This window comes from Pseudarthrobacter sp. J47, assembly GCF_049810315.1.
Taxonomy (GTDB): Bacteria; Actinomycetota; Actinomycetes; order Actinomycetales; family Micrococcaceae; genus Arthrobacter.
In genome coordinates this window covers 3,868,889-3,888,689 of sequence record NZ_CP187358.1, presented here as the reverse complement: position 1 = coordinate 3,888,689, position 19,801 = coordinate 3,868,889, and the positions used below count along the sequence as shown (strand labels likewise).

The 19,801-nt window shown below is 65.8% G+C and carries 18 protein-coding genes; 13 read left to right on the top strand and 5 right to left on the bottom strand.

All coding sequences use genetic code 11. The features are described 5' to 3' along the window. The first annotated feature begins 6 nt into the window (after window positions 1–6). The 9 genes from ACPJW8_RS17950 (at window position 7) to ACPJW8_RS17910 (ending at window position 12,097) form a co-directional block, all read left to right on the top strand. Entirely contained in the window at window positions 7–2,817 is a 2,811-nt protein-coding gene (locus tag ACPJW8_RS17950) for an FAD-binding and (Fe-S)-binding domain-containing protein (RefSeq protein WP_330189002.1), read from the top strand. Between the two features lie 85 nt (window positions 2,818–2,902). Further along, window positions 2,903–4,096, top strand: coding sequence for an MFS transporter (locus ACPJW8_RS17945; protein ID WP_330188896.1), 1,194 nt, complete (start codon window positions 2,903–2,905; stop codon window positions 4,094–4,096). 3 nt (window positions 4,097–4,099) lie between these two features. Beyond that, the gene (locus ACPJW8_RS17940) at window positions 4,100–5,599 is read left to right on the top strand and encodes a bifunctional phosphatase PAP2/diacylglycerol kinase family protein (protein WP_330188895.1); all 1,500 of its coding nucleotides are present in this window, start codon (window positions 4,100–4,102) and stop codon (window positions 5,597–5,599) included. Between the two features lie 167 nt (window positions 5,600–5,766). After that, window positions 5,767–6,711 (top strand): ABC transporter ATP-binding protein, encoded by a 945-nt coding sequence (locus ACPJW8_RS17935; protein ID WP_330188894.1) that lies wholly within the window; start codon window positions 5,767–5,769, stop codon window positions 6,709–6,711. 5 nt (window positions 6,712–6,716) lie between these two features. Continuing rightward, the gene (locus ACPJW8_RS17930; protein ID WP_330188893.1) at window positions 6,717–7,625 is read left to right on the top strand and encodes an ABC transporter permease subunit; all 909 of its coding nucleotides are present in this window, start codon (window positions 6,717–6,719) and stop codon (window positions 7,623–7,625) included. A gap of 22 nt (window positions 7,626–7,647) precedes the next feature. Next, complete coding sequence (locus ACPJW8_RS17925) at window positions 7,648–8,997, top strand: sensor histidine kinase (RefSeq protein ID WP_330188892.1); 1,350 nt, start codon at window positions 7,648–7,650, stop codon at window positions 8,995–8,997. 33 nt (window positions 8,998–9,030) lie between these two features. After that, the gene (locus ACPJW8_RS17920) at window positions 9,031–9,723 is read left to right on the top strand and encodes a response regulator transcription factor (RefSeq protein WP_330188891.1); all 693 of its coding nucleotides are present in this window, start codon (window positions 9,031–9,033) and stop codon (window positions 9,721–9,723) included. Window positions 9,724–9,791: 68 nt separating this feature from the next. After that, window positions 9,792–10,688, top strand: a complete 897-nt coding sequence (locus ACPJW8_RS17915) for an intradiol ring-cleavage dioxygenase (RefSeq protein WP_330188890.1) — start codon at window positions 9,792–9,794, stop codon at window positions 10,686–10,688. A 44-nt stretch (window positions 10,689–10,732) separates the two neighbouring features. Further along, entirely contained in the window at window positions 10,733–12,097 is a 1,365-nt protein-coding gene (locus tag ACPJW8_RS17910) for a M18 family aminopeptidase (RefSeq protein ID WP_330188889.1), read from the top strand. Window positions 12,098–12,108: 11 nt separating this feature from the next. Here the strand turns inward: ACPJW8_RS17910 and ACPJW8_RS17905 are convergent, their stop codons facing one another. Beyond that, window positions 12,109–13,425, bottom strand: coding sequence for a serine hydrolase domain-containing protein (locus ACPJW8_RS17905; protein ID WP_330188888.1), 1,317 nt, complete (start codon window positions 13,423–13,425; stop codon window positions 12,109–12,111). Between the two features lie 144 nt (window positions 13,426–13,569). Here ACPJW8_RS17905 and ACPJW8_RS17900 point away from each other — a divergent pair, with 144 nt between their 5' ends. Next, entirely contained in the window at window positions 13,570–14,538 is a 969-nt protein-coding gene (locus tag ACPJW8_RS17900) for a hypothetical protein (protein ID WP_330188887.1), read from the top strand. Window positions 14,539–14,552: 14 nt separating this feature from the next. Here the strand turns inward: ACPJW8_RS17900 and ACPJW8_RS17895 are convergent, their stop codons facing one another. Genes ACPJW8_RS17895 through ACPJW8_RS17880 form a run of 4 tightly spaced genes read right to left on the bottom strand, consistent with a single transcriptional unit; the run spans window position 14,553 to window position 16,808 of the window. Then, entirely contained in the window at window positions 14,553–15,314 is a 762-nt protein-coding gene (locus ACPJW8_RS17895) for an ABC transporter permease (RefSeq protein WP_330188886.1), read from the bottom strand. Continuing rightward, window positions 15,311–16,108, bottom strand: a complete 798-nt coding sequence (locus ACPJW8_RS17890) for an ABC transporter ATP-binding protein (RefSeq protein WP_330188885.1) — start codon at window positions 16,106–16,108, stop codon at window positions 15,311–15,313. Before ACPJW8_RS17890 ends, ACPJW8_RS17895 begins: the two co-directional genes overlap by 4 nt. Further along, complete coding sequence (locus ACPJW8_RS17885) at window positions 16,105–16,476, bottom strand: DUF1048 domain-containing protein (protein WP_330188884.1); 372 nt, start codon at window positions 16,474–16,476, stop codon at window positions 16,105–16,107. The genes ACPJW8_RS17890 and ACPJW8_RS17885 overlap by 4 nt, the downstream gene beginning before the upstream one ends. Window positions 16,477–16,478: 2 nt before the next feature. Next, complete coding sequence (locus tag ACPJW8_RS17880; RefSeq protein ID WP_330188883.1) at window positions 16,479–16,808, bottom strand: PadR family transcriptional regulator; 330 nt, start codon at window positions 16,806–16,808, stop codon at window positions 16,479–16,481. A gap of 318 nt (window positions 16,809–17,126) precedes the next feature. Between ACPJW8_RS17880 and ACPJW8_RS17875 the strand changes: the two genes are divergently transcribed. The 3 genes from ACPJW8_RS17875 (at window position 17,127) to ACPJW8_RS17865 (ending at window position 19,731) form a co-directional block, all read left to right on the top strand. Beyond that, window positions 17,127–18,563 (top strand): amino acid permease, encoded by a 1,437-nt coding sequence (locus ACPJW8_RS17875; RefSeq protein WP_330188882.1) that lies wholly within the window; start codon window positions 17,127–17,129, stop codon window positions 18,561–18,563. A 225-nt stretch (window positions 18,564–18,788) separates the two neighbouring features. Beyond that, entirely contained in the window at window positions 18,789–19,094 is a 306-nt protein-coding gene (gene rpsF, locus ACPJW8_RS17870) for a 30S ribosomal protein S6 (RefSeq protein ID WP_330188880.1), read from the top strand. Between the two features lie 67 nt (window positions 19,095–19,161). Continuing rightward, window positions 19,162–19,731, top strand: a complete 570-nt coding sequence (locus ACPJW8_RS17865; RefSeq protein ID WP_330188879.1) for a single-stranded DNA-binding protein — start codon at window positions 19,162–19,164, stop codon at window positions 19,729–19,731. The last annotated feature ends 70 nt before the right edge of the window (window positions 19,732–19,801 follow it).

The following is a 19,801-nucleotide window of genomic DNA, read 5'->3' as shown; positions in this document are numbered from 1 at the left end:
CTTGACATGGCCCCTTTCCGGAACGCGGTGCAGGATCCCGCGCAGGTGAAGACCCGCGCGATCGATCTGCACGCGAACGCCCATGATGCCTCGCATTTCCTCCTGGTTCCGCAGGCTGTGGTCACCGCCGGCAGTGCGGATGAGGTGGGCCGGCTCCTGCGGGCCAGTGCGGCCCAGGGGGTGCCGCTGACCCTGCGCTCCGGCGGCACCAGTCTCAGCGGGCAGGCCGTGAGCGACGGCGTGCTGGTGGACGTGCGCCGGAACTTCCGGGATATTGAAGTGCTCGACGGCGGCACCAGGGTCCGCGTCCAGCCGGGCGTCACGGTCAGGGCGCTCAACGCCCGCCTGGCCAGGTACGGCCGGAAGTTCGGCCCCGATCCGGCCAGCGAAGCGGCGTGCACGATTGGCGGCGTGATTGCCAACAACTCTTCGGGCATGAACTGCGGCACGGTGGACAACACCTACCGCACCCTGGAGTCGCTCACGGTAGTGCTGCCCTCCGGGACAGTCATCGACACCGGGGACCCGGACGCGGACCGGAAGCTCCGCTCGCTGGAGCCTGAACTGTACGAGGGACTGTCCCGGCTGGCTGGCCGCGTCAGGGGAAACCAGGACTCCGTGAACCGGATCCGGCAGCAGTTCTCCATGAAGAACACCATGGGCTACGGGCTGAACTCCCTGCTGGATTTCCGGGACCCGGTGGACATCATGGCCCACCTGATCGTGGGCAGCGAAGGCACGCTGGGTTTTGTGGCCGAGGCTGTTTTCCGCACCATCCCCAGGCTGCCGCACGCTGCCGCCGGCCTGCTGGTGTTCCCGGACCTTGAAGCGGCCAATGCCGCGTTGCCCGCCCTGGTGGAAACGGGGGCAGCAACCATTGAACTGCTCGATGCCCTGTCCCTGAAGGTGGGCCAGGGGCTTAAGGGAACTCCCGCCGTCGTACAGGATCTTGCCGTGCAGGATCACGCGGCGCTGCTGGTGGAGTATTCGGCCGGCAGCAGGGAACACCTGGAAGAGCTCCAGGCCGGCGGCGCCAGTGTGCTTCCCGGACTGGGGCTGTCCGCTCCGGCCAGGTTCACCGGAGACGCCAGGGAGCGGGGGCAGCTGTGGCACCTCCGGAAGGGGCTCTACGCGTCGGTGGCCGGCGCGCGACCCCAGGGCACCACCGCGCTGCTGGAGGACATTGTGGTTCCCGTTCCGGTGCTGGGACGCACGTGCCGGGAACTGATCCGGCTCTTTGACAAGTACGCCTACAGCAACAGCGTCATCTTTGGCCATGCCAAGGACGGAAACGTGCACTTTATGCTGACGGACGGCTTCGCCACCGCGGCCGAGCTGGAGCGTTACAGCGCGTTCACCGAGGACATGGTGGAGGTGGTCCTGGCCGAGGGCGGCTCGCTGAAAGCCGAGCACGGAACAGGCCGCGTGATGGCGCCGTACGTCCGCCGGCAGTACGGCGACGAGCTGTACAGCGTGATGCGCAGTATCAAGGCGCTCTTCGATCCTGCGGGAATGCTCAACCCCGGCGTGGTGATGGACGATGACCCCACCGCCCACCTGCGGCACATCAAGACAGCGCCCCCAGTGGCCGAGGAGGTGGACCGTTGCGTTTCCTGTGGCTACTGCGAGCCGGTCTGCCCCAGCAAGGACATCACCCTCACGCCGCGCCAGCGGATCGTGACGCTGCGCGCCATTGAGGCCGCCCGGCTGGCCGGAAACGCTGAACTGGTCAGGGAGCTGGAGAAGGATTACGACTACGAGTCCGTGGACACGTGCGCCGTGGACGGCATGTGCCAGACCGCGTGCCCGGTGGACATCAACACAGGCCTGCTGGTCAAGCGACTGAGGAAGTCCGACGCCGGTCCGGTCGCCAATGCTGCGTGGAACACGGCAGCCAGGCACTGGGACGGCGTGACGAGGGGCGCTTCACTGGCCCTGACCGTGGTGGACAAGGTCCCGCCCGCGCTGGTAACCCCGCCCAACAAGGCAGCCCGCGCGGTGCTGGGCAAGGACACGGTGCCGCTGTACTCTCCTGAACTGCCGGCCGGCGGTTCCGTACGGAAACGCCCGACGCCGGAAGGTTCCGTGGACGCCGTGTACTTCCCTGCGTGCGTGGGCACCATGTTCGGCCCGGCGGAGGCGGCCCCGGGAACTGCAGGCCGGGGAGTCCAGTACAGCTTCGAGCAGCTGGCCGCCCGCGCCGGGCTGGCCCTGCTGGTTCCGGAAGGAATCGATGGCCTCTGCTGTGGCACGCCCTGGTCCTCCAAAGGCATGGCGGCGGGGCAGGCCACCATGCGGGAAAAGACGCTGGCGGCACTGCGGGAGGCCACCCGCGACGGCGAACTGCCCATTGTCTGCGATGCGTCTTCCTGCACGGAGGGCCTGCATCAGGCCGTGGAATCGGAGGAACCCGTCCCGGGCCGGCGCGCCCTCCGGATCGTTGACGCCGTTGACTTCGCCGCCGAACGGATTCTCCCGCTGCTGCCCGGCCACGGGAAGCTGGAACGCCTGGCCCTGCATCCCACCTGCTCGTCCACGCGGCTGGGCCTCAACGATGCCTTGCAGGCGGTGGCCGGAGCGGTGGCCGAGACTGTGGAGGTTCCGGAGAGCTGGGGCTGCTGCGCCTTTGCCGGGGACCGCGGGATGCTGCATCCGGAACTCACGGCGTCGGCCACTGCGCGGCAGGCGGCAGAGGTTGTTGCCATGGAAGCCCCCGCGCACGCCTCCTGCAACAGGACCTGCGAACTGGGAATGACACGGGCAACCGGGGCCCAGTACCGGCATGTGCTCGAACTCCTGGAAGAGGTGACCGGCTAAGGGCAGGAAAGCTCCCGGGGACGGTTAGCATTTGGTGGGTGAAGCAGAAAAATCCCGGTACCGGGGCAGCGGAAGCGGTCATCCTATGAGCACGGCAACGGGCACCTCGGTCAGGGCCGCCGGCATTGCCACGTTTATTGTTTTCGGCGCCAACGGCCTGGTGTTCGCCAGCTGGGCTGCGCGGATTCCGGCTGTCACCGAAACGCTGCAGATCACTTCCGGGCAGATGGGGACGTTACTGCTTTGCACGGCCCTGGGATCGCTGCTGGCGCTCCCTACGGCCGGACTGGTGGTGGCCCGGCTGGGCACGGCCAATACGGTCCGGGCCGGCGGCATGCTCGCCGCTGTTGCCGGGCTGGGCATCGCGGGGTCCCTGCAGTTCCACTCCATCCCGGGAACCGCCGTCGCGCTGTTCTTCTTCGGCATTGCGATCGGCCTGTGGGACGTGGCCCAGAATATTGAAGGGGCCGACGTCGAACATCGCCTCAGGCGGACCATCATGCCGCAGTTCCATGCTGCGTTCAGCGGCGGGGCATTTGTGGGGGCACTGATCGGCGCCGGGCTGTCCCAGCTGGGGGTTGATCTGCCGTTGCACCTGCTGGTGATTGTGGTGCTCGTGGCCGTGCTGACGCTGGTCACGCCGCGCTATTTCCTCCCCCACATCGCGGCGCCTGAGCATAACCCGAAGGACGGAAAGGCCGGCTCCGGGTCAGCGTGGCGGGACGGCCGCACCCTGCTGATCGGCGTAGTGGTGCTGGGCGCAACGCTCACCGAGGGAGCAGGAAATGACTGGATCGCCAAGGCCGCGGTGGATGGCTTGGGCGCCTCCGAATCCCTGGGTGCCCTGCTGTTCGCGCTGTTTGTCCTGGCCATGACCGCCATGCGGTTCTTCGGCGGGCGGTACATCGACCGCTACGGCCGGGTGGCTGTGCTGCGAGCCAGCATGGCGGCCGCCGCGGCGGGCCTGGCCTTGTTTGTCCTCGCCGGTAACGTGTGGCTGGCGGCGGCTGGAGCTGCCCTGTGGGGCATCGGCGCGGCACTGGCCTTTCCCATGGGGATGTCCGCTGCGGCCGATGATCCGGTCCATGCGGCCCGCCGGGTATCCGTGGTCTCCACGATCGGCTACGTTGCCTTCCTGGCCGGGCCACCGTTGCTGGGCTACCTTGGCGACATCACGGGGATCCACCGGGCACTCCTGGCGATCATGGCGCCAATCCTGCTGGCGCTTGTCCTGGCGGGCGTGGCCAAACCGCTGGCAGCCAGGAACGACCAGGGCTGACCCATGCGGCGCGCTTTTGAGCCTCGCGGAACGTCGCTGGTCAGCCGGTTGGACCGGAAGCTGGTCCGCGCGGTTTCACGGCTGCCGCATGGCCACCACGACGCCTTCTTCCGCAAGCTCTCCGCGTCCGCCAACCACGGCAAGCTCTGGATGGGGGTTGCGGCCGGACTCGCACTGGTACCCGGCCGCACACGCCGGGCCGCGGTGCACGGCCTGATCGCGCAGGGGGTGGCCTCCACTGTCACCAACGTGGTGTTCAAGACCGTGCTTCCCCGGGCACGGCCGCTTCCTGAGCATCTGCCGGTGTTCCGGTTCGTCCATCCCCAGCCGCGCAGCTCCTCCATGCCATCCGGCCATTCGGCTTCTGCAGCGGCGTTTGCTGCGGGAGCCACCCTGGTCCAGCCGGGGCTCGCGCCGCTGGTTGTCCCGGCGGCAGCAGCCGTTGCATACTCCAGGGTGCATACAGGTGCGCACTGGCCCTCGGACGTGGTTTTTGGGTCGGCGCTGGGAGTGGCCGCGGCGCTCGTTACGCGTCACTGGTGGCCGGTCCGACCGCCCATTCCTGAAACCGCCCGCACTCCCGCTCCCGCCCCCGCGTTGCCGGGTGGTGAAGGCCTGGGAATTGTGGTCAACACCCTGGGTGGTTCCTATACGGCAGACACAGTCAGCGCGCTGGCACGAGTATTCCCAAAGGCGTATATAAAGACGGTTGCCCTTGGCGAGGACCTGCGGCAGGCAGTTGCGGCACTGGTGGCGCGTCCCGGGATCGTTGCGCTGGGTGCCTGGGGCGGCGACGGGACGGTGGGCACTGCGGCCGTCGCCGCCGTCGAACATTCCCTGCCCCTCCTGGTGCTCCCGGGCGGCACGCTGAACCATTTTGCCCGCGACGCCGGCACGGGCTCACTGCGCGATGCCATCCATGCCGCCACCCACGGTGAAGCCGCCCTGGCTGATGTTGGGGTGGCGGTTGCCCAGCGCGGCCTGCCGGACAACCCCGAGCGGCTGGAACTGCTGATGCTGAACACGGCGAGCATCGGCGTCTATCCCAACCTGGTGCGCCGCCGCGAACACCTGCAGCCAGCCCTTGGCAAGCCGCTGGCCGGCGTGGTTGCCATGATCCGGACCTTCGCGGCCGGGCGTCCTGTGTACCTCACAGTGGATGGCGTGCGACACAAGCTGTGGATCATGTACCTGGGCCGCGGCCGCTACTACCCGAGGGACCACGCCCCGCTGATCCGGCCCGTGATGGATGACGGCGTCCTGGACGTCCGGCTGATCACCGCGGATGAGTCCTTCGCCCGGCTGCGGTTGCTCTGGGCGGCAATTACCGGAACCGTGGCCACCTCCCGCATCACGCACCTGAGCGAAGCCACCACTGTCCGCGTGGAAAGCGGAGCGGCGCCCCTGGTTTTGGCCGTGGATGGCGAAGTCCATCCGGGTGTGCGCTCCGTCGAGTTCAGCATCAAACCGCGTGCCCTGACCTACTACACCCGGCTGACGTAACCCTCCCGCCCGAGCCGCGCCGGGAAAGCCCGGAACCTGCCCTGGCTCATCCTTCGGGAGGACCCTGACCGCACCCTGAATCATCCCTGAGACCGGCGATTTGGCCCGCGGTTCCCGGTAGCGTGAAAGCTGAAGCCCACTCCCAGCAAGCCAAAGGAACGCGTCCAATGATTGAGGTAAGGGACCTGTCGAAGGTCTACGGCAGCAAAACAGCTGTTGCCGGTGTCAGTTTCACGGTGCGCGCAGGGCAGGTCACCGGCTTCCTGGGCCCCAACGGAGCCGGCAAGTCCACCACCATGCGGATGATCATGGGGCTGGACCGTCCGACGTCGGGCACCGCCGTGGTGAACGGCAAGCCGTACCCGCAGCACCGGGATCCCCTCCACCAGGTGGGTGCGCTGCTGGACGCCAAGGCGGTGCACACCAGCCGGAGCGCCTACAACCACCTGCGTGCCATGGCAGCCACCCACGGCATTCCGCTCTCCAGGGTCCACGAGGTCATCGAGATGACCGGGCTTGAAGCGGTGGCCAAGAAGAAGGCCGGCGGCTTCTCCCTGGGCATGGGCCAGCGCCTGGGCATCGCCGCAGCCCTGCTGGGAGATCCGCAGACCCTCATCCTTGACGAGCCCGTCAACGGCCTGGACCCGGAAGGCGTGCTCTGGGTGCGGAACCTGGTGCGTTACCTGGCAGGCCAGGGCAAAACAGTCTTCCTCTCCTCACACCTGATGAGCGAGATGGCGCAGACGGCGGACCACCTCCTGGTGATCGGCCGCGGCCGGATCATCGCGGACGCCCCCATGGCCGAGGTCCTGGCCGGTTCTCGCCAGGCCGTCACGCTGGTCAGGACGTCCGCAGCGTCACAGCTGTCCACACTGCTGGTGGGCAACGGGGTGAAAGTCGAGCAGAACGAACCGGAAACCCTGAAGGTCTCCGGCCTGGACTCGCGGCAGATCGCCCAGCTGGCGCTTGAGCAGGGCATCCTCATCTACGAACTGACGCCGCAGGCAACTTCACTGGAGGAGGCCTACTTCGACCTCACCCGCGACGAAGTTGAGTACCACTCGCGCGTCACGGACGGCAACCAGTCTCCCGCAGTACCGGCCGGAAAGTAAGGACCATGACCACAACAACTGCACGACGCGCCAGCACCGCCGGAACACCCGCCGCATCACCTGCCGGAACCCGCGGCGTCACGTTTGGCGGCATCCTCAAATCCGAATGGATCAAGCTGTGGACCCTGCTGTCCACCAAGCTCCTGCTCGCAGCCACGCTGGTGGCGATCGTCGGCGTCGGCGCCCTGACGGTGCTGCTGCGCTACATGATCATGGACCAGATGGCCCAAATGGCCGCTGACTCTGGGCAGACCCTCACTCCTGACCAGCTGGAGGAGAGCTTCCCGCCGGGTTCCCAGATGGACCTCTACAACCTGCCCAACTCGGGGCTTCAGATCGGCATCCTGGTCCTGGGTTCGCTGGCAGTCCTGTTCATCGCCTCCGAGTACGCCACCGGCATGATCCGCTCCACCATGAGCGCTGTCCCCCGGCGGATTCCGGCCTTTGCGGCAAAAGCCGTGATCCTGGCCGTTGTTTCCTACGTCCTCACCACAATTGCCGCCGCAGCCACGTTCCTCATTGCCATGCCGGTGTTCCGGGGCCGCGGAATCGACCTGGACTGGGACCGCGAGGGCGTTCTCTCCGGCCTCTTCACCGGCGGCCTGTACGTTGCCGGCGTGGCGTTGATCGGGCTCTCGCTTGGTGTGCTGCTGCGGAACTCCGCCGGTGCCATCACCGTGCTGGTGGGCATCTTCTTCGTGCTGCCGTTCGCCTCCCAGTTCCTGGCGCTGGCCCCGGGGGAATTCTGGAAGTACGTCCCCCAGTACCTGCCCGCCGATGCTGGCGGCCGCTTCCTGTCCATTGGGCACATGGACGGCGTTATCGACCCCTGGCACGGCGGCCTGCTTTTCCTGGGCTACGTGCTGCTGTTCCTGGTTCCCGCCCTGATAGTCATCAAGCGCCGCGACGTCTGACGGGGAGTACTAGGCTCAAAGCATGATTGAGGCAACAGTGAGGGACGCGGCCGCCACTTCGGCGGACGCGTCCTTCGCTGAGATTGCGGCACGACGCCGGGGCAAGGTCAGGCGCTACCTGCACGGCCACCCGGGGGTTATGGATGCCGTGGTGGCGGTCTGCTACCTGGCGCTGGCGGGATCCACCATCGTGGACGCGGCGATCGCGGACCACTGGCCGGCATCGGCGCTGCTGCTTTCGCTGGCGCTGGCACTCTTTATACGGAGATCCCACCCGCTGCTGCTCGCCACCTACGCGGCCGTGGTGGAGGTTGCCGTGGCCGTGATCCACCCTTGGGGAGTGAACGTCTCCGTGGCGTTGTGGTTCTCGCTGTACGCGGTGGCCGTGCGCTGCAGCAGGCGGGCCACCTACATCACGCTGGCCGCCGTCACCACGCCGCTGGTGCTGCTGTACGTGATGGCCGCCGAGGCGCCCATGGACGAAGAAGCGCTCCGGCAGGCCGGCGAAAACCCGGAGATCTTCCCGCTGGTGATCACCCTTGCCACGGGCGCCACGATCCTGCTCTCCAACGTGATTGCCACGGGAATCGGCATCTCCGTCCGGCAGCGCCGCGAACACGAGCATGAGATCGCGGCCTGGGCGGCCCGGACGGCCGCCCTCGGCTCGGTCAACGAACGGAACAGGATCGCCCGCGAGATCCACGACGTCGTGGCCCACTCGCTGACCGTTATGATCAGCCTGTCTGACGGCGCCGCCGTCGTGGTCAAGAAAAGCCCGGACCGCGCAGGCGAGGTGCTGGGGGAATTGTCCCGGACGGGCCGCATGGCTTTGGCGGACATGCGCCGGGTGCTGGGCGTCCTGCGTGATGACGCCGCCGCCGAAGGAGCCCCGCGTGAGCCGCTGGCACCGGCGGACAGCCTCGAGAAACTGCTGGACGGTTTCCGTACCGCCGGCTTGCCGCTACAGTATTCGCACAGCGGACCCGCGCTTCCGGAGGACGCGGCGTTCCGGCTGACTGTGTACCGGATCGTGCAGGAATCGCTGACCAATGTGCTCCGGTACGGCCGTTCGCTGGGGCGGGTGGACGTGAGCATTGAACGCGACGGCGGTACAGTCACCATAGAAGTGCTCGACGACGGCGCCGGCGGCAGTGCCGCGGGTACTGCCGGGGCTGCCCGGGGAGCCGCTGCCCCGTTGCCCCAGGCATCCCAGGGGACGGGGCAGGGGCTGGCCGGAATGCGCGAGCGGGCCCGGATCTACTCCGGCGCGGTGGAGGCCGGCCCTGCCGGAAACGGCGGCTGGCGTGTACACGCGGTGCTTCACTGGAATGGCGAACCACCCGTGCAGACACCTGGAAATACATATAACTGAACAGGCATAAATAGTGTTTATTGGGGGAAAGAAATGACTGGAGACCGGGAGATCACCATATTGCTGGTGGACGACCAGCCGCTGCTGAGGGTCGGCTTCCGGCTGATCCTCGAAGGCGAGGAGGACTTCCGGATTGTCGGCGAGGCCTGCGATGGATCCGACGCCGTCCGCCTGGCCCGGGAGCTGAAGCCGGATGTTGTGCTGATGGACGTCCGGATGCCGGTGCTGAACGGCATCGAAGCCACCCGGGCGATCACCGCGGCAGACACGGACTCGCGGGTGATCATCCTGACCACCTTTGACCTGGACGAATACGCCTTCGCGGGACTGCAGGCCGGCGCGTCCGCGTTCCTGCTCAAGGATGTTGCGCCGCAGGAACTGGTCCAGGCGGTGCGGATCGTGGCCAGCGGCGATGCAGTGGTTGCGCCGCGCGTCACCCAGCGGCTCCTCGAAACATATGTGCGGGGCAGCAGCGCCTCACCCCCGCCGCCGGCATCCAGGGATCCCCTCCTGGAGGACCTCACGCCGCGTGAGACGGAGATGCTGGGGGCCATGGCGGAGGGCCTGTCCAACGCCGAAATCGCCCACCGCTACTTCCTCTCGGAAGCCACGGTGAAGACCCACGTCCGGCGCATCCTCACCAAACTGCACCTGCGCGACCGCGTCCAGGCTGTGGTCTACGCCTACGAAACCGGGCTGGTTGTACCCAGCAACCCTGACTACTGACGGGCTTTCAAAGCGCAATCACAGCAAGGACCTAGCCAGGGCATGGCCAGGCCCGGTTCCATGGAGGCATGAACAAAAACCAACTTCCCGATGCGCCCCACCCGAACCACGACAAAGGTCTGGAATTCGATCTGGACACGCTGATAAGCCGCCGGTCCCTGGGAGTTTTCCTGGGGTTGGGAGGCGCTGCAGCCGCCCTCGCAGCATGCACTCCCGGCTCCGGCACCTCTTCGGCGACCACTTCATCAGCTGCCGCGACCGCCACGGCTTCGGGAACAGCGGCCGGGACTTCCTCTGCTGCCGCAACACCCACGCTGACCAGGGCGATTGTGGAGTGCGGGGTGGAAATCCCCGAAGAAACCGCAGGCCCGTATCCCGGCGATGGTTCCAACGGCCCCAACGTCCTGGAAGCCTCAGGGGTGGTCCGGCAGGACATCACCAGCAGCTTCGGCACGTCCAGCACCAAGGTTGACGGCGTGCCCCTGACATTCACGCTGACGCTGATGGATAACGCCAATGGTTGCGCTCCGCTGGCCGGGGCAGCTGTCTACGCCTGGCATTGCGACAGGGACGGCAAGTATTCGATGTACGACGCCGGACTGGAGGACGAAAATTTCCTGCGCGGCGTCCAGGAGGCCGATGCCAACGGGCAGGTGACCTTCACTTCCATCTTCCCCGGCGCCTATATGGGCCGCTGGCCGCACATCCATTTCGAGGTGTTCGAGTCCATGAGCAACGCCACGGCCGCCGGCCAGGTCCTGGCTGTTTCCCAGATTGCGTTGACCGAAGCCGCGTGCAAAGACGTTTACGCCACTGCCGGCTATGAAACCAGCGCCCGGAACTTTCCGCGGACCACCCTGCAGAGTGACAACGTCTTTGGCGACGACGGCGGCATTTACCAGCTGGCTTCCATGACCGGCTCCGCTGCAGCGGGCTACAGCGCCGGGCTCAACGTGACTGTCTGAGCCCACCAACGTCACTGTCTGATCCCGGGACTAGACTCGTGGGCATGCCTTCACTTTCTACCCACGCAGGTACTGAAGCAGTCGATTCCCGGCCGGAGACGCCGACAGCAGCCCAGCACATCCAGGACCTGGGCGCCTACGTCAGCGCATCGCCGTCGAGCTTCCATGCCGTCCACGAAGCGGCGCGCAGGCTGGACGCCGCCGGGTTCACCGGGCTGGACGAACTGGCGCAATGGCCGGCCGGGGCAGGGAGTTTCTACATCGTCCGGGACGGCGCCCTGATTGCCTGGGTGACGCCCGAAACCGCGGGGCCCACCACGGGCTTCCACATTCTGGGCGCGCACACCGATTCGCCGTCCTTCAAACTCAAGCCAAAGCCCACCACCGGCGCGTTCGGGTGGCTGCAGGCCGGCGTCGAGGTTTACGGTGGCCCGCTGCTGAACTCCTGGCTGGACCGGGAGCTGCGGCTGGCGGGCCGGCTGGTGATGCTGGACGGCACCGAACACCTCACCGCCACGGGTGCGCTGCTGCGTTTCCCGCAGCTCGCCATCCACCTGGACCGGGCCGCGAACGACGGCCTCACCCTGGACAAGCAGCGCCACATGAATCCGGTGTGGGGGCTGGGTAACCCTGCCGACTCTGACCTGTTGGCGGTGCTCGCCGCGAACGCGTCCGGTGGTGCCGCCGTGGACCCGTCGCAGATCGGCGGGTACGACGTCGTTATTGCGGATGCGCAGGCGCCGGCGGTTTTCGGGGCCAACAGTGAGTTTTTCGCCTCCGGGCGGCTGGACAACCTTTCCGCGACGCACGCCGGGCTGACCGCCCTGATCCGCCACTCTGCCGGTCCTGCACCGGCAGCTGGTGCGCCCGTCGCCGTCCTCGCCGCCTTCGACCACGAGGAGATCGGGTCCAACTCGCGGTCCGGGGCCTGCGGACCCATCCTCGAGGACGTCCTGACCCGGATCTCTGACGGCCTGGACGCCACGGCGAGCCAGCGGCGTCAGGCGTTCGCGGCGTCCTTCTGCGTGTCCGCGGACGCAGGCCATGCCGTGCATCCGAACTATCCGGAGCGGCACGATCCCGCCAACCACCCCGTCCTGAACGGCGGGCCGCTGCTGAAGATCAACGCCAACCAGCGTTACGCCACCGACGCCGCCGGGGCTGCCCTGTGGGCCCGGTTGTGTGGAGAGACGGGGGTTCCGTACCAGGAGTTCGTCTCCAACAACGCCATTCCCTGCGGCTCCACGATCGGCCCGCTGACGGCAACGCGGCTGGGAATCCGCACTGTCGACGTCGGTGTGCCCCTGCTCTCCATGCATTCCGCCCGCGAACTCTGCGGTGTGCAGGATCCGCACTGGCTGGCAACAGTAAGCCAGGCGTTCTTCGCGGAGCCGGCGCTGACCGCTTAAGCGCTTTCCGCCTATGACCCCGGCGGAACCAGCTCGTGGCCGAGTGCCTTCGTCAGCGGAATGAGGATGCGGACAGCGGGCGAGAGGCACCGTCTGTCGCTGAGGTCCTGCGGGGTGGGGCTGCCCGGCGTGCAGGCGCCGGCGTGGATGTCGCTGTTAACTGCCACCACCGCCGTGGTGTTGCTCGCGGTGTCATAGACCATGTGCGTGTTGTATCCGGGCAAGGTTCCCTCGTGGCCCACCCACCCGCCATAGCAGGCGTATCCGGTCCCGTAGGCTGCCTTGCCTGCCGGGAATTCGGTCAGCCGCTTTTCTGCTGCGGCAGGGTCCAGGATGCCTTGCCCTGTTGCCAGCGCATGGCCGTAGGCGAGGAGGTCAGGGACGGTGGAGATCACTTCGCCGGCGGCAGCGCCCCAGGACGGGTTCCAGTGGGTGGGATCCTGCAGGCTGCCGTCATCGCGTCCCTGCTGTGTGACGCCGTGCGCATACGGTTCCGGCATCTCCGGGGATGTCCCTGGCCAGCTGGTTTCCGCGAGACCCAGTGGTGTGATGATGCTTTCGTTGACCACGGTGGCCAGCGGCTTGCCGGTCACCTGTTCAACAACCGAACCCAGAAGCAGCGTGTTGGTATTTGAGTATTCGAAGGACGTCCCGGGTTCAAAGCTGGGCGAGTCGGCCAGGCCGATCCTGATCAGGTCCGGGGAGGCGAAGGACTGGCTGGGGTCGCTGAACATGGTGTCCAGGAACTGTTCATTGAAGGTGTAGCTTGCCACGCCGCTTGTCATGTTGGAGAGCATGCGCAGGGTAATCCTGTCCCCGTTGGGAACGTCAGCACGGTATTCGCTGATGGTGTCGTCAAGCGAGAGGGCTCCTGCCGCATCAAGCTGGACGATCGCCGTGCCGGTGAAGGTCTTGGTTACTGAGCCCACCCGGGTATGGGCGTTGGCGGGCATGGCTTCACCGGTTGCCGCGTTGGCCAGGCCGTAGCCCTTGACCCACGTGCCCCGGTCATTGCTGACCCCCACTACGGCCCCAGGCGCTCCAGTCTCCGCGAAGGCTGCGGCCACTGCTGCGTCGAGCTCGCCCACAAGTGCCGCGGGCAGCCCGGCGGTGCGGTTCTGTGGGGGCGCCTTGACCACGGCGGCGGGATCGGGAACGCAGCCCTGTTGTGCCGCCGTCGGGCCCGTTGTTGCTGGTGTGGTGGACGGGGCGGCACCCGGCGCTGAGGGTTCCGGGCTGCAGCCGGCCAGGACAAGCGCGGCCGCCACGGCCGCCACTGCAGCAAGCCCCGGCCTCTGTTCCGAAGTCCGCCATTTGGCCCTGTTCATGATGCGCCCCCATGTGGTTAAACGTGACCAGGGCCAAACGGCTCCCCCAAAGCGAACCCCCGGATGTGGCGGGTATTTTTGGACTGTAGCAGACACCATTGGGCGCATTGCGGACAGTGTCCTCTTCAGGACAAAATGGCCGGCATGGATGATGTTGCCCGCCTGCTGATCCTGGCCCTGCGCCACCGGCAAGCAACAGTTGCCGAACTCGCTGCCCATGCCCAGGTGGGTGAGGAGAGGGTGCGGGGCCTCACTGCCGAGGCCGAACAGCTCGGATTCCTGGACTGCACGGATGGCCGCCTCTCCTACAGGCGCCCGGAGGTGGCAGCTGCCGAGTCGAGCCGCAAGGCAGTCGCTGAACATGCGGCGGCGCTCTCCTCGATGATGGCAAGGAACGACGCGCTGCTGCGGACCCTGCCGGACCTCCTCCATGCCTGGGAACAAGGTGAAACCCAGGGCACTGTGCCCCGCACGGACATCCTGCACGGCCCGAACGCGCCGATCGACGTGTGGCGCCGGCATTTCGCCCAATACACGCCTCAGGAAGTCCTGTTCTGCGTTCCCGACGTCGGCCCTCTGCTGGAGTGGCAGGGCGACGGCCGGCACTCCTCCTGGCTCATGGACGCCCTCAGCTCCGCCACGATGCGTACCTTGGTGAGCGAGAAGGACGCGGCGGATCCACGGTTCCAGCCCCTCTGGGATGCGTCTGAGGCAAAGGGACGCGGCCTCCGCATGCACCCGAACCTGCCAAGCCTCTTCTGGGTGTCCGACGGCAGCGTGCTGGGAATCCCGCTCAAGTGGGGTGAGTTTTGGCCTCGAAGCATGATGTCCACGGAATCCGAGGCCTTCGGCGGGATGCTCGTGCACCAGTTTGAAGCGCTCTGGAGCGAGGCTTCCGAACTGACCTCTCCGAAGAACCGGCCTGCATGGGAACCGATGCTGCGGCTCATGGGACAGGGCATGACCATGGAGGCCGCAGCCGTGGTTCTTGGATTCACCTCGCGCACCGGCCGCAGGCGCGTGTCCGAAGCGATGAGGCACTTCGGGGTCTCCAGCCAGTTCACGCTGGGTGCGGCATGGGCCGCGCATTCCGCTGCAAGGAACCGGCGCTGACCAAACCAGGCTTCCTAGTTGATCTTCCGCCGGTAAGCCATCATCGCGAAGACGTAGGCTGCAACAAGGATCCCTACGCACCAGGCAAGCGCCACCCAGATATCGCTGCCCACGGGCTGGCCTGAGAACAGGTCCTGGATGGTGTTGACGATCGAGGTGACCGGCTGGTTTTCGGCGAACGCGCGCACCGGCCCCGGCATGGTTTCCGTGGGAACGAACGCGGAGCTGATGAACGGCAGGAAGATCATCGGGTAGGAGAACCCCGTGGCGCCGTCCACGGATTTGGCGGAGAGGCCGGCGATGATGGCAATCCACGTGAGGGCCAGGGTAAAGAGTGCCAGGATCCCGATCACGGCCAGCCATTCCAGCACCCCGGCGGAGGTCCGGAAGCCCATGGCCAGGGCGATCAGCACAATGATCACCAGGGACAGTCCGTTGGCCACCAGGGACGTCAGGACGTGCGCCCACAGTACGGAGGACCGGGCAATGGGCATGGACTGAAACCGTTCGAAGATGCCGCTGGTCATATCGGTGAACACCCGCAGGGCCGTGTAGGCGATGCCTGAGGCGATGGCGATCAGCATGATCCCCGGCAGCAGGTAGTTCACGTAGTTGCCGCCGCCGGCCATGATGGCGCCACCGAACACGTAGACGAACAGCAGCATCAGGGCGATCGGGGTGATCGCGGTGGTGATGATGGTGTCCACGCTGCGGAAAATGTGCCGCATGGACCGCCCCAACAGGACGGACGTATCCCCTAAGAAGTGCTGGCTCATGACAGTTCCCCACTTGGTTCTTTGCTGTTGGTGCCCACCAGGGCGAGGAAGATCTCCTCCAGGGTGGGCTGCTTCTCCACGTATTCCACCTTGGCCGGCGGCAGCAGCCGCTTCAGTTCGGCCAGGGTGCCGTTCGCGATGATCCGGCCCCCATGCAGGATGGCAATCCGGTCCGCGAGCTGCTCCGCCTCGTCAAGGTACTGGGTGGTGAGCAGCACGGTGGTTCCCTGCCGGGACAGGTCCTTGATGATCCGCCAGACGTCCAGCCGCGCCTCGGGGTCCAGCCCTGTGGTGGGCTCGTCCAGGAAGATCACCTTCGGCTGGCCGATCAGGCTCATGGCAATGTCCAGGCGGCGGCGCATGCCGCCCGAGTAGGTGGAGACTTTCCGGGGCCCTGCCTCAGTGAGGTTGAACTGCGCCAGGAGCCCGTCCGCAATGCCGCCGGGGTTTTTCAGGTGGCGGAGCCTGGCCACCAGCACCAGGTTCTCGCGGCCGGACAGGATCTCGTCCACGGCTGCGAACTGGCCCGTGAGGCTGATCGATTCCCGGACTTTCAGCGCCTCCGAGGCGACGTCGAAGCCATTAACTGTGCTTGCGCCGCCGTCGGCCTTCAAAAGGGTGGAAAGGATCTTCACCATGGTGGTTTTCCCCGCGCCGTTGGAACCCAGGAGGGCGAAGATGCTGCCCGGAGCCACCTCGAAGTCCACACCCCGCAGGACGTGAAGGTCCTTGAAGGACTTTTCAACACCCTGCACACGGATGGCGGGCTGCCGGGTTTGCGTTGCAGTGCTCATGATCCCGCTTCCCTTCTTTTTGCGTCGTTGACTGCCTCCACCAGGCGGGCACGCTCCTTGTCGATCCAGCGCTTCCCGCCGTAGGCCTGGGCAAAGGACTCAGCGAACTCGACCGGGTCTTCGCCCACGATTTCGGAAACCGGGGTGCCATCCACGGCCGCCCGCTCCCAGAGGTCTGCCAGGTCCGCCAGCATCTGCACCATGGTGTCGCCGTCGGTCACGCCGCCGTAGTACATCAGGTAGCGGTTGAAGCCGCCTGCAGCAGTCCGGTACGGCTCCGGCAGCGCTTCCAGGCGTGCCTTCGCTTCCTTGTACTGCTTCTTCTGTTCGAGCGATCCGGTGATTGCTTCGATCCATTTGGCTGCCATGATCAGTTCTCTCTTTCGTGAAGTTGTTCAATACGTTCTGCCAGGAAGCGCCAGGTGTTCCAGAACTCCTCGAGTTCCTGCCTGCCCTTGGCGTTGAGGGTGTACACCTTGCGCGGTGGGCCCTTTTCGGACGGCCGTTTTTCGACGTCGACAAGGCCTTTCTGCTCAATCCGCACCAGGAGCGCGTACACGGTGCCCTCGGCGATTTCGGAGAAGCCCTGCGACCGGAGCAGCGTGGTGATCTCATACCCGTACGCCGGCTTCCCGGTCAGGAGGGCAAGGACGATGCCCTCCAGTGTTCCTTTGAGCATCTCGGTCATTTGCTTGCCCATCGGACACCTCCTTGTTTCACTACTCAGTGTTACTAGCTACCAGTACATAGTACCGCTAAGTAGTGAAAGCACAACCCTTTGATTTGACGGCCTATGCCGATTTGGGGGATATTTCCGGCCGGTTTCCGTGATGCCTGATGGGCAACAGATGTTGCTTTGGACCCCTGAAAACTGGCTGTCCGGCTGAATGGAGACCCGTCACATTGTGGGATTGCACAGGTCCGCCACCTGTTTGAGCCACCTAATGTGAAAGTCCCGGCGACGCGCATCACACATGCAGCGCACGGCATTTTCGGATTCACCAGGAAGGACGGCGCCTTGAACGCTGACCAGCAACTCACCAAGTCCCTCAAGCCGCGGCACCTCTCGATGATCGCCATTGCCGGCGTGATCGGCGCCGGGCTCTTCGTCGGTTCAGGCGCCGCTATCCAGCAGGCAGGCCCCGGTATCCTGCTGGCCTATGTCGCCGCAGGCCTCGTTGTCATCCTGGTGATGCGCATGCTGGGCGAGATGGCGGCAGCCAACCCGGAAACCGGCTCGTTCTCCACGTACGCTGACAAGGCGCTGGGCCGCTGGGCCGGATTCAGCATCGGCTGGCTGTACGCCTGGTTCTGGATCATCGTGTTGGGCATTGAGGCCACGGCCGGCGCGGCAATCATGCACCGCTGGGTTCCCGGAATCGACCAATGGGTCTGGGCGCTGCTGCTGATGGTCCTGCTCACCCTCACCAACCTGGGTTCCGTGAAGTCCTACGGTGAGTTCGAATTCTGGTTCGCCTCCATCAAGGTCGCCGCAATCGTCCTGTTCCTGCTGTTCGGCGCCGCAGCCATCATGGGCCTGGTTCCGGGCGTTCCCGCGCCGGGCCTGAGCAACCTGCTGGACAACGGCGGCTTTATGCCGAACGGGGCCGGCGCCGTCCTGGCCGGCATCCTGGTAGTGGTCTTCTCCTTCTTCGGCGCCGAGATCGCCACCATCGCAGCGGGCGAGTCCGAGAACCCCGTGGACGCCGTCAAGAAGGCCGTAAAGTCCACCGTGTGGCGCATCCTGGTGTTCTACATCGGCTCGATCGCCATCGTGGTGACCCTGCTGCCGTGGAACGATGCCAGCGTGGCCAAGAGCCCGTACGTGGCAGTCATCGAGCTCTTCGGCGTCCCCGGTGCCGGCACCATCATGGACATCGTGGTGCTGACCTCGGTGCTGTCCTGCCTCAACTCCGGCCTCTACACCGCCAGCCGGATGCTCTTCTCCCTCTCCCGTCGCGGCGACGCCCCCGCGGCCTGGACCAAGGTGTCCCGCCGCGGCGTTCCCGCCTCCGCCGTCCTGGCCTCAACAGTCGTAGGATTCATCACGGTCGGCCTGAACTACATTGCGCCGGACACGGTGTTCCTGTTCCTGGTCAACACCTCCGGTGCGATTGCCCTGTTCGTGTGGCTGGTCATTGCCTCCTCCCAGCTCATCCTGCGCAAGCGGATGGGGGCGGCGGCCAAGGACCTGGCCCTGAAAATGTGGCTCTTCCCCTACCTGACCTGGGTTTCCATCGCCAGCATCGTTGCCCTGATCATCGGCATGGTGGTCCTGGAATCCACCCGCGAATCGCTGCTGCTCTCCCTCGCCCTCGCGGCCGTGGTGGTTGCGCTCGGTGTCTGGCGCTACCGGAAGGGCGGCCCCGGAGACGCTGCGGATCCCACCGTTGAGCGCGCGGAAGGTCGCGCAGAAGATGAAGTCGCAGTGGTAGGTGCCGGCCCGGCGTCGTAAGTCCCGTTATCCACATAGGCGCGCCGCCGGGTTCTGTCCCGGCGGCGCGCCTATTAGCGTTTGTTCCACGATGGAATCGCCTCAGCCGATCAGATGCACTAAGATAGTGAAGTCTGTGCTGCGCCCTGCCTCCGGTTTGGAGAAGCGGCGCAGTGCAGCATCGCAAATGAACCTCCTGTTACGGAAATGCCGTAACCGCTTAGCCCAAAGGAGGTGGGTTCACATATGCGTCCTTACGAATTGATGGTAATCATCGACCCCGAGGTCGAAGAGCGTTCCGTTGAGCCGTCGCTTCAGAAGTTCCTGTCTGTCATCACCAACGATGGTGGAACCATCGAAAAGGTTGACATCTGGGGCCGTCGCCGTCTGGCATACGACATCAAGAAGAAGTCCGAAGGTATCTACGCCGTGGTGAACTTCACCGCTACACCGGAAACCGCCAAGGAACTTGACCGCCTGCTGTCTCTTAACGAGACCATCATGCGCACCAAGATCACCCGCCCCGAAGAGCAGAAGGTTGTTGCTGAGTAATTCAGCTCCACCAACATTCTTCACCCGCAGGAACTCTTCATCCAGGATCGAACTAAGGAGGCAGTAGATGGCAGGCGAGACCACCATTACGGTCATCGGTAACCTCACCAATGACCCGGAACTGCGGTTCACACCGTCAGGTTCGGCAGTAGCGAACTTCACCATCGCTTCCACCCCGCGTACTTTCGATCGCCAGTCCAACGAGTGGAAGGACGGGGAAACCCTGTTCCTCCGCGCCGCTGTATGGCGTGAAGCTGCCGAGAACGTCGCCGAATCCCTCACCAAGGGCATGCGCGTGATCGTTTCCGGCCGGTTGAAGAGCCGCTCCTACGAAACAAAAGAAGGCGAAAAGCGCACCGTTATTGAGCTTGAGGTCGACGAAATCGGCCCCAGCCTGCGCTACGCCAACGCCAAGGTCAACCGTACCCAGCGCTCCGGCGGCGGGCAGGGTGGCTTCGGCGGCGGCAACAGCGGCGGTGGCTTCGGCGGCAACCCTGGTGGAAACCAGGGCGGCAACTCCGGCGGAAACTGGGGCGGCGGCAACCAGCAGGCTGCACAGGAGGATCCCTGGGCTACGCCCGGCGTCTCCAACGCAGGCGGCTGGGGCAACGGTCCCGATTCCGAACCGCCCTTCTAAAACAAAAAATTAAGGCCCGACGCCGGGACCTACCCGGGTGCCGCAAGGCACCACAGGTAAGAGCCGACGT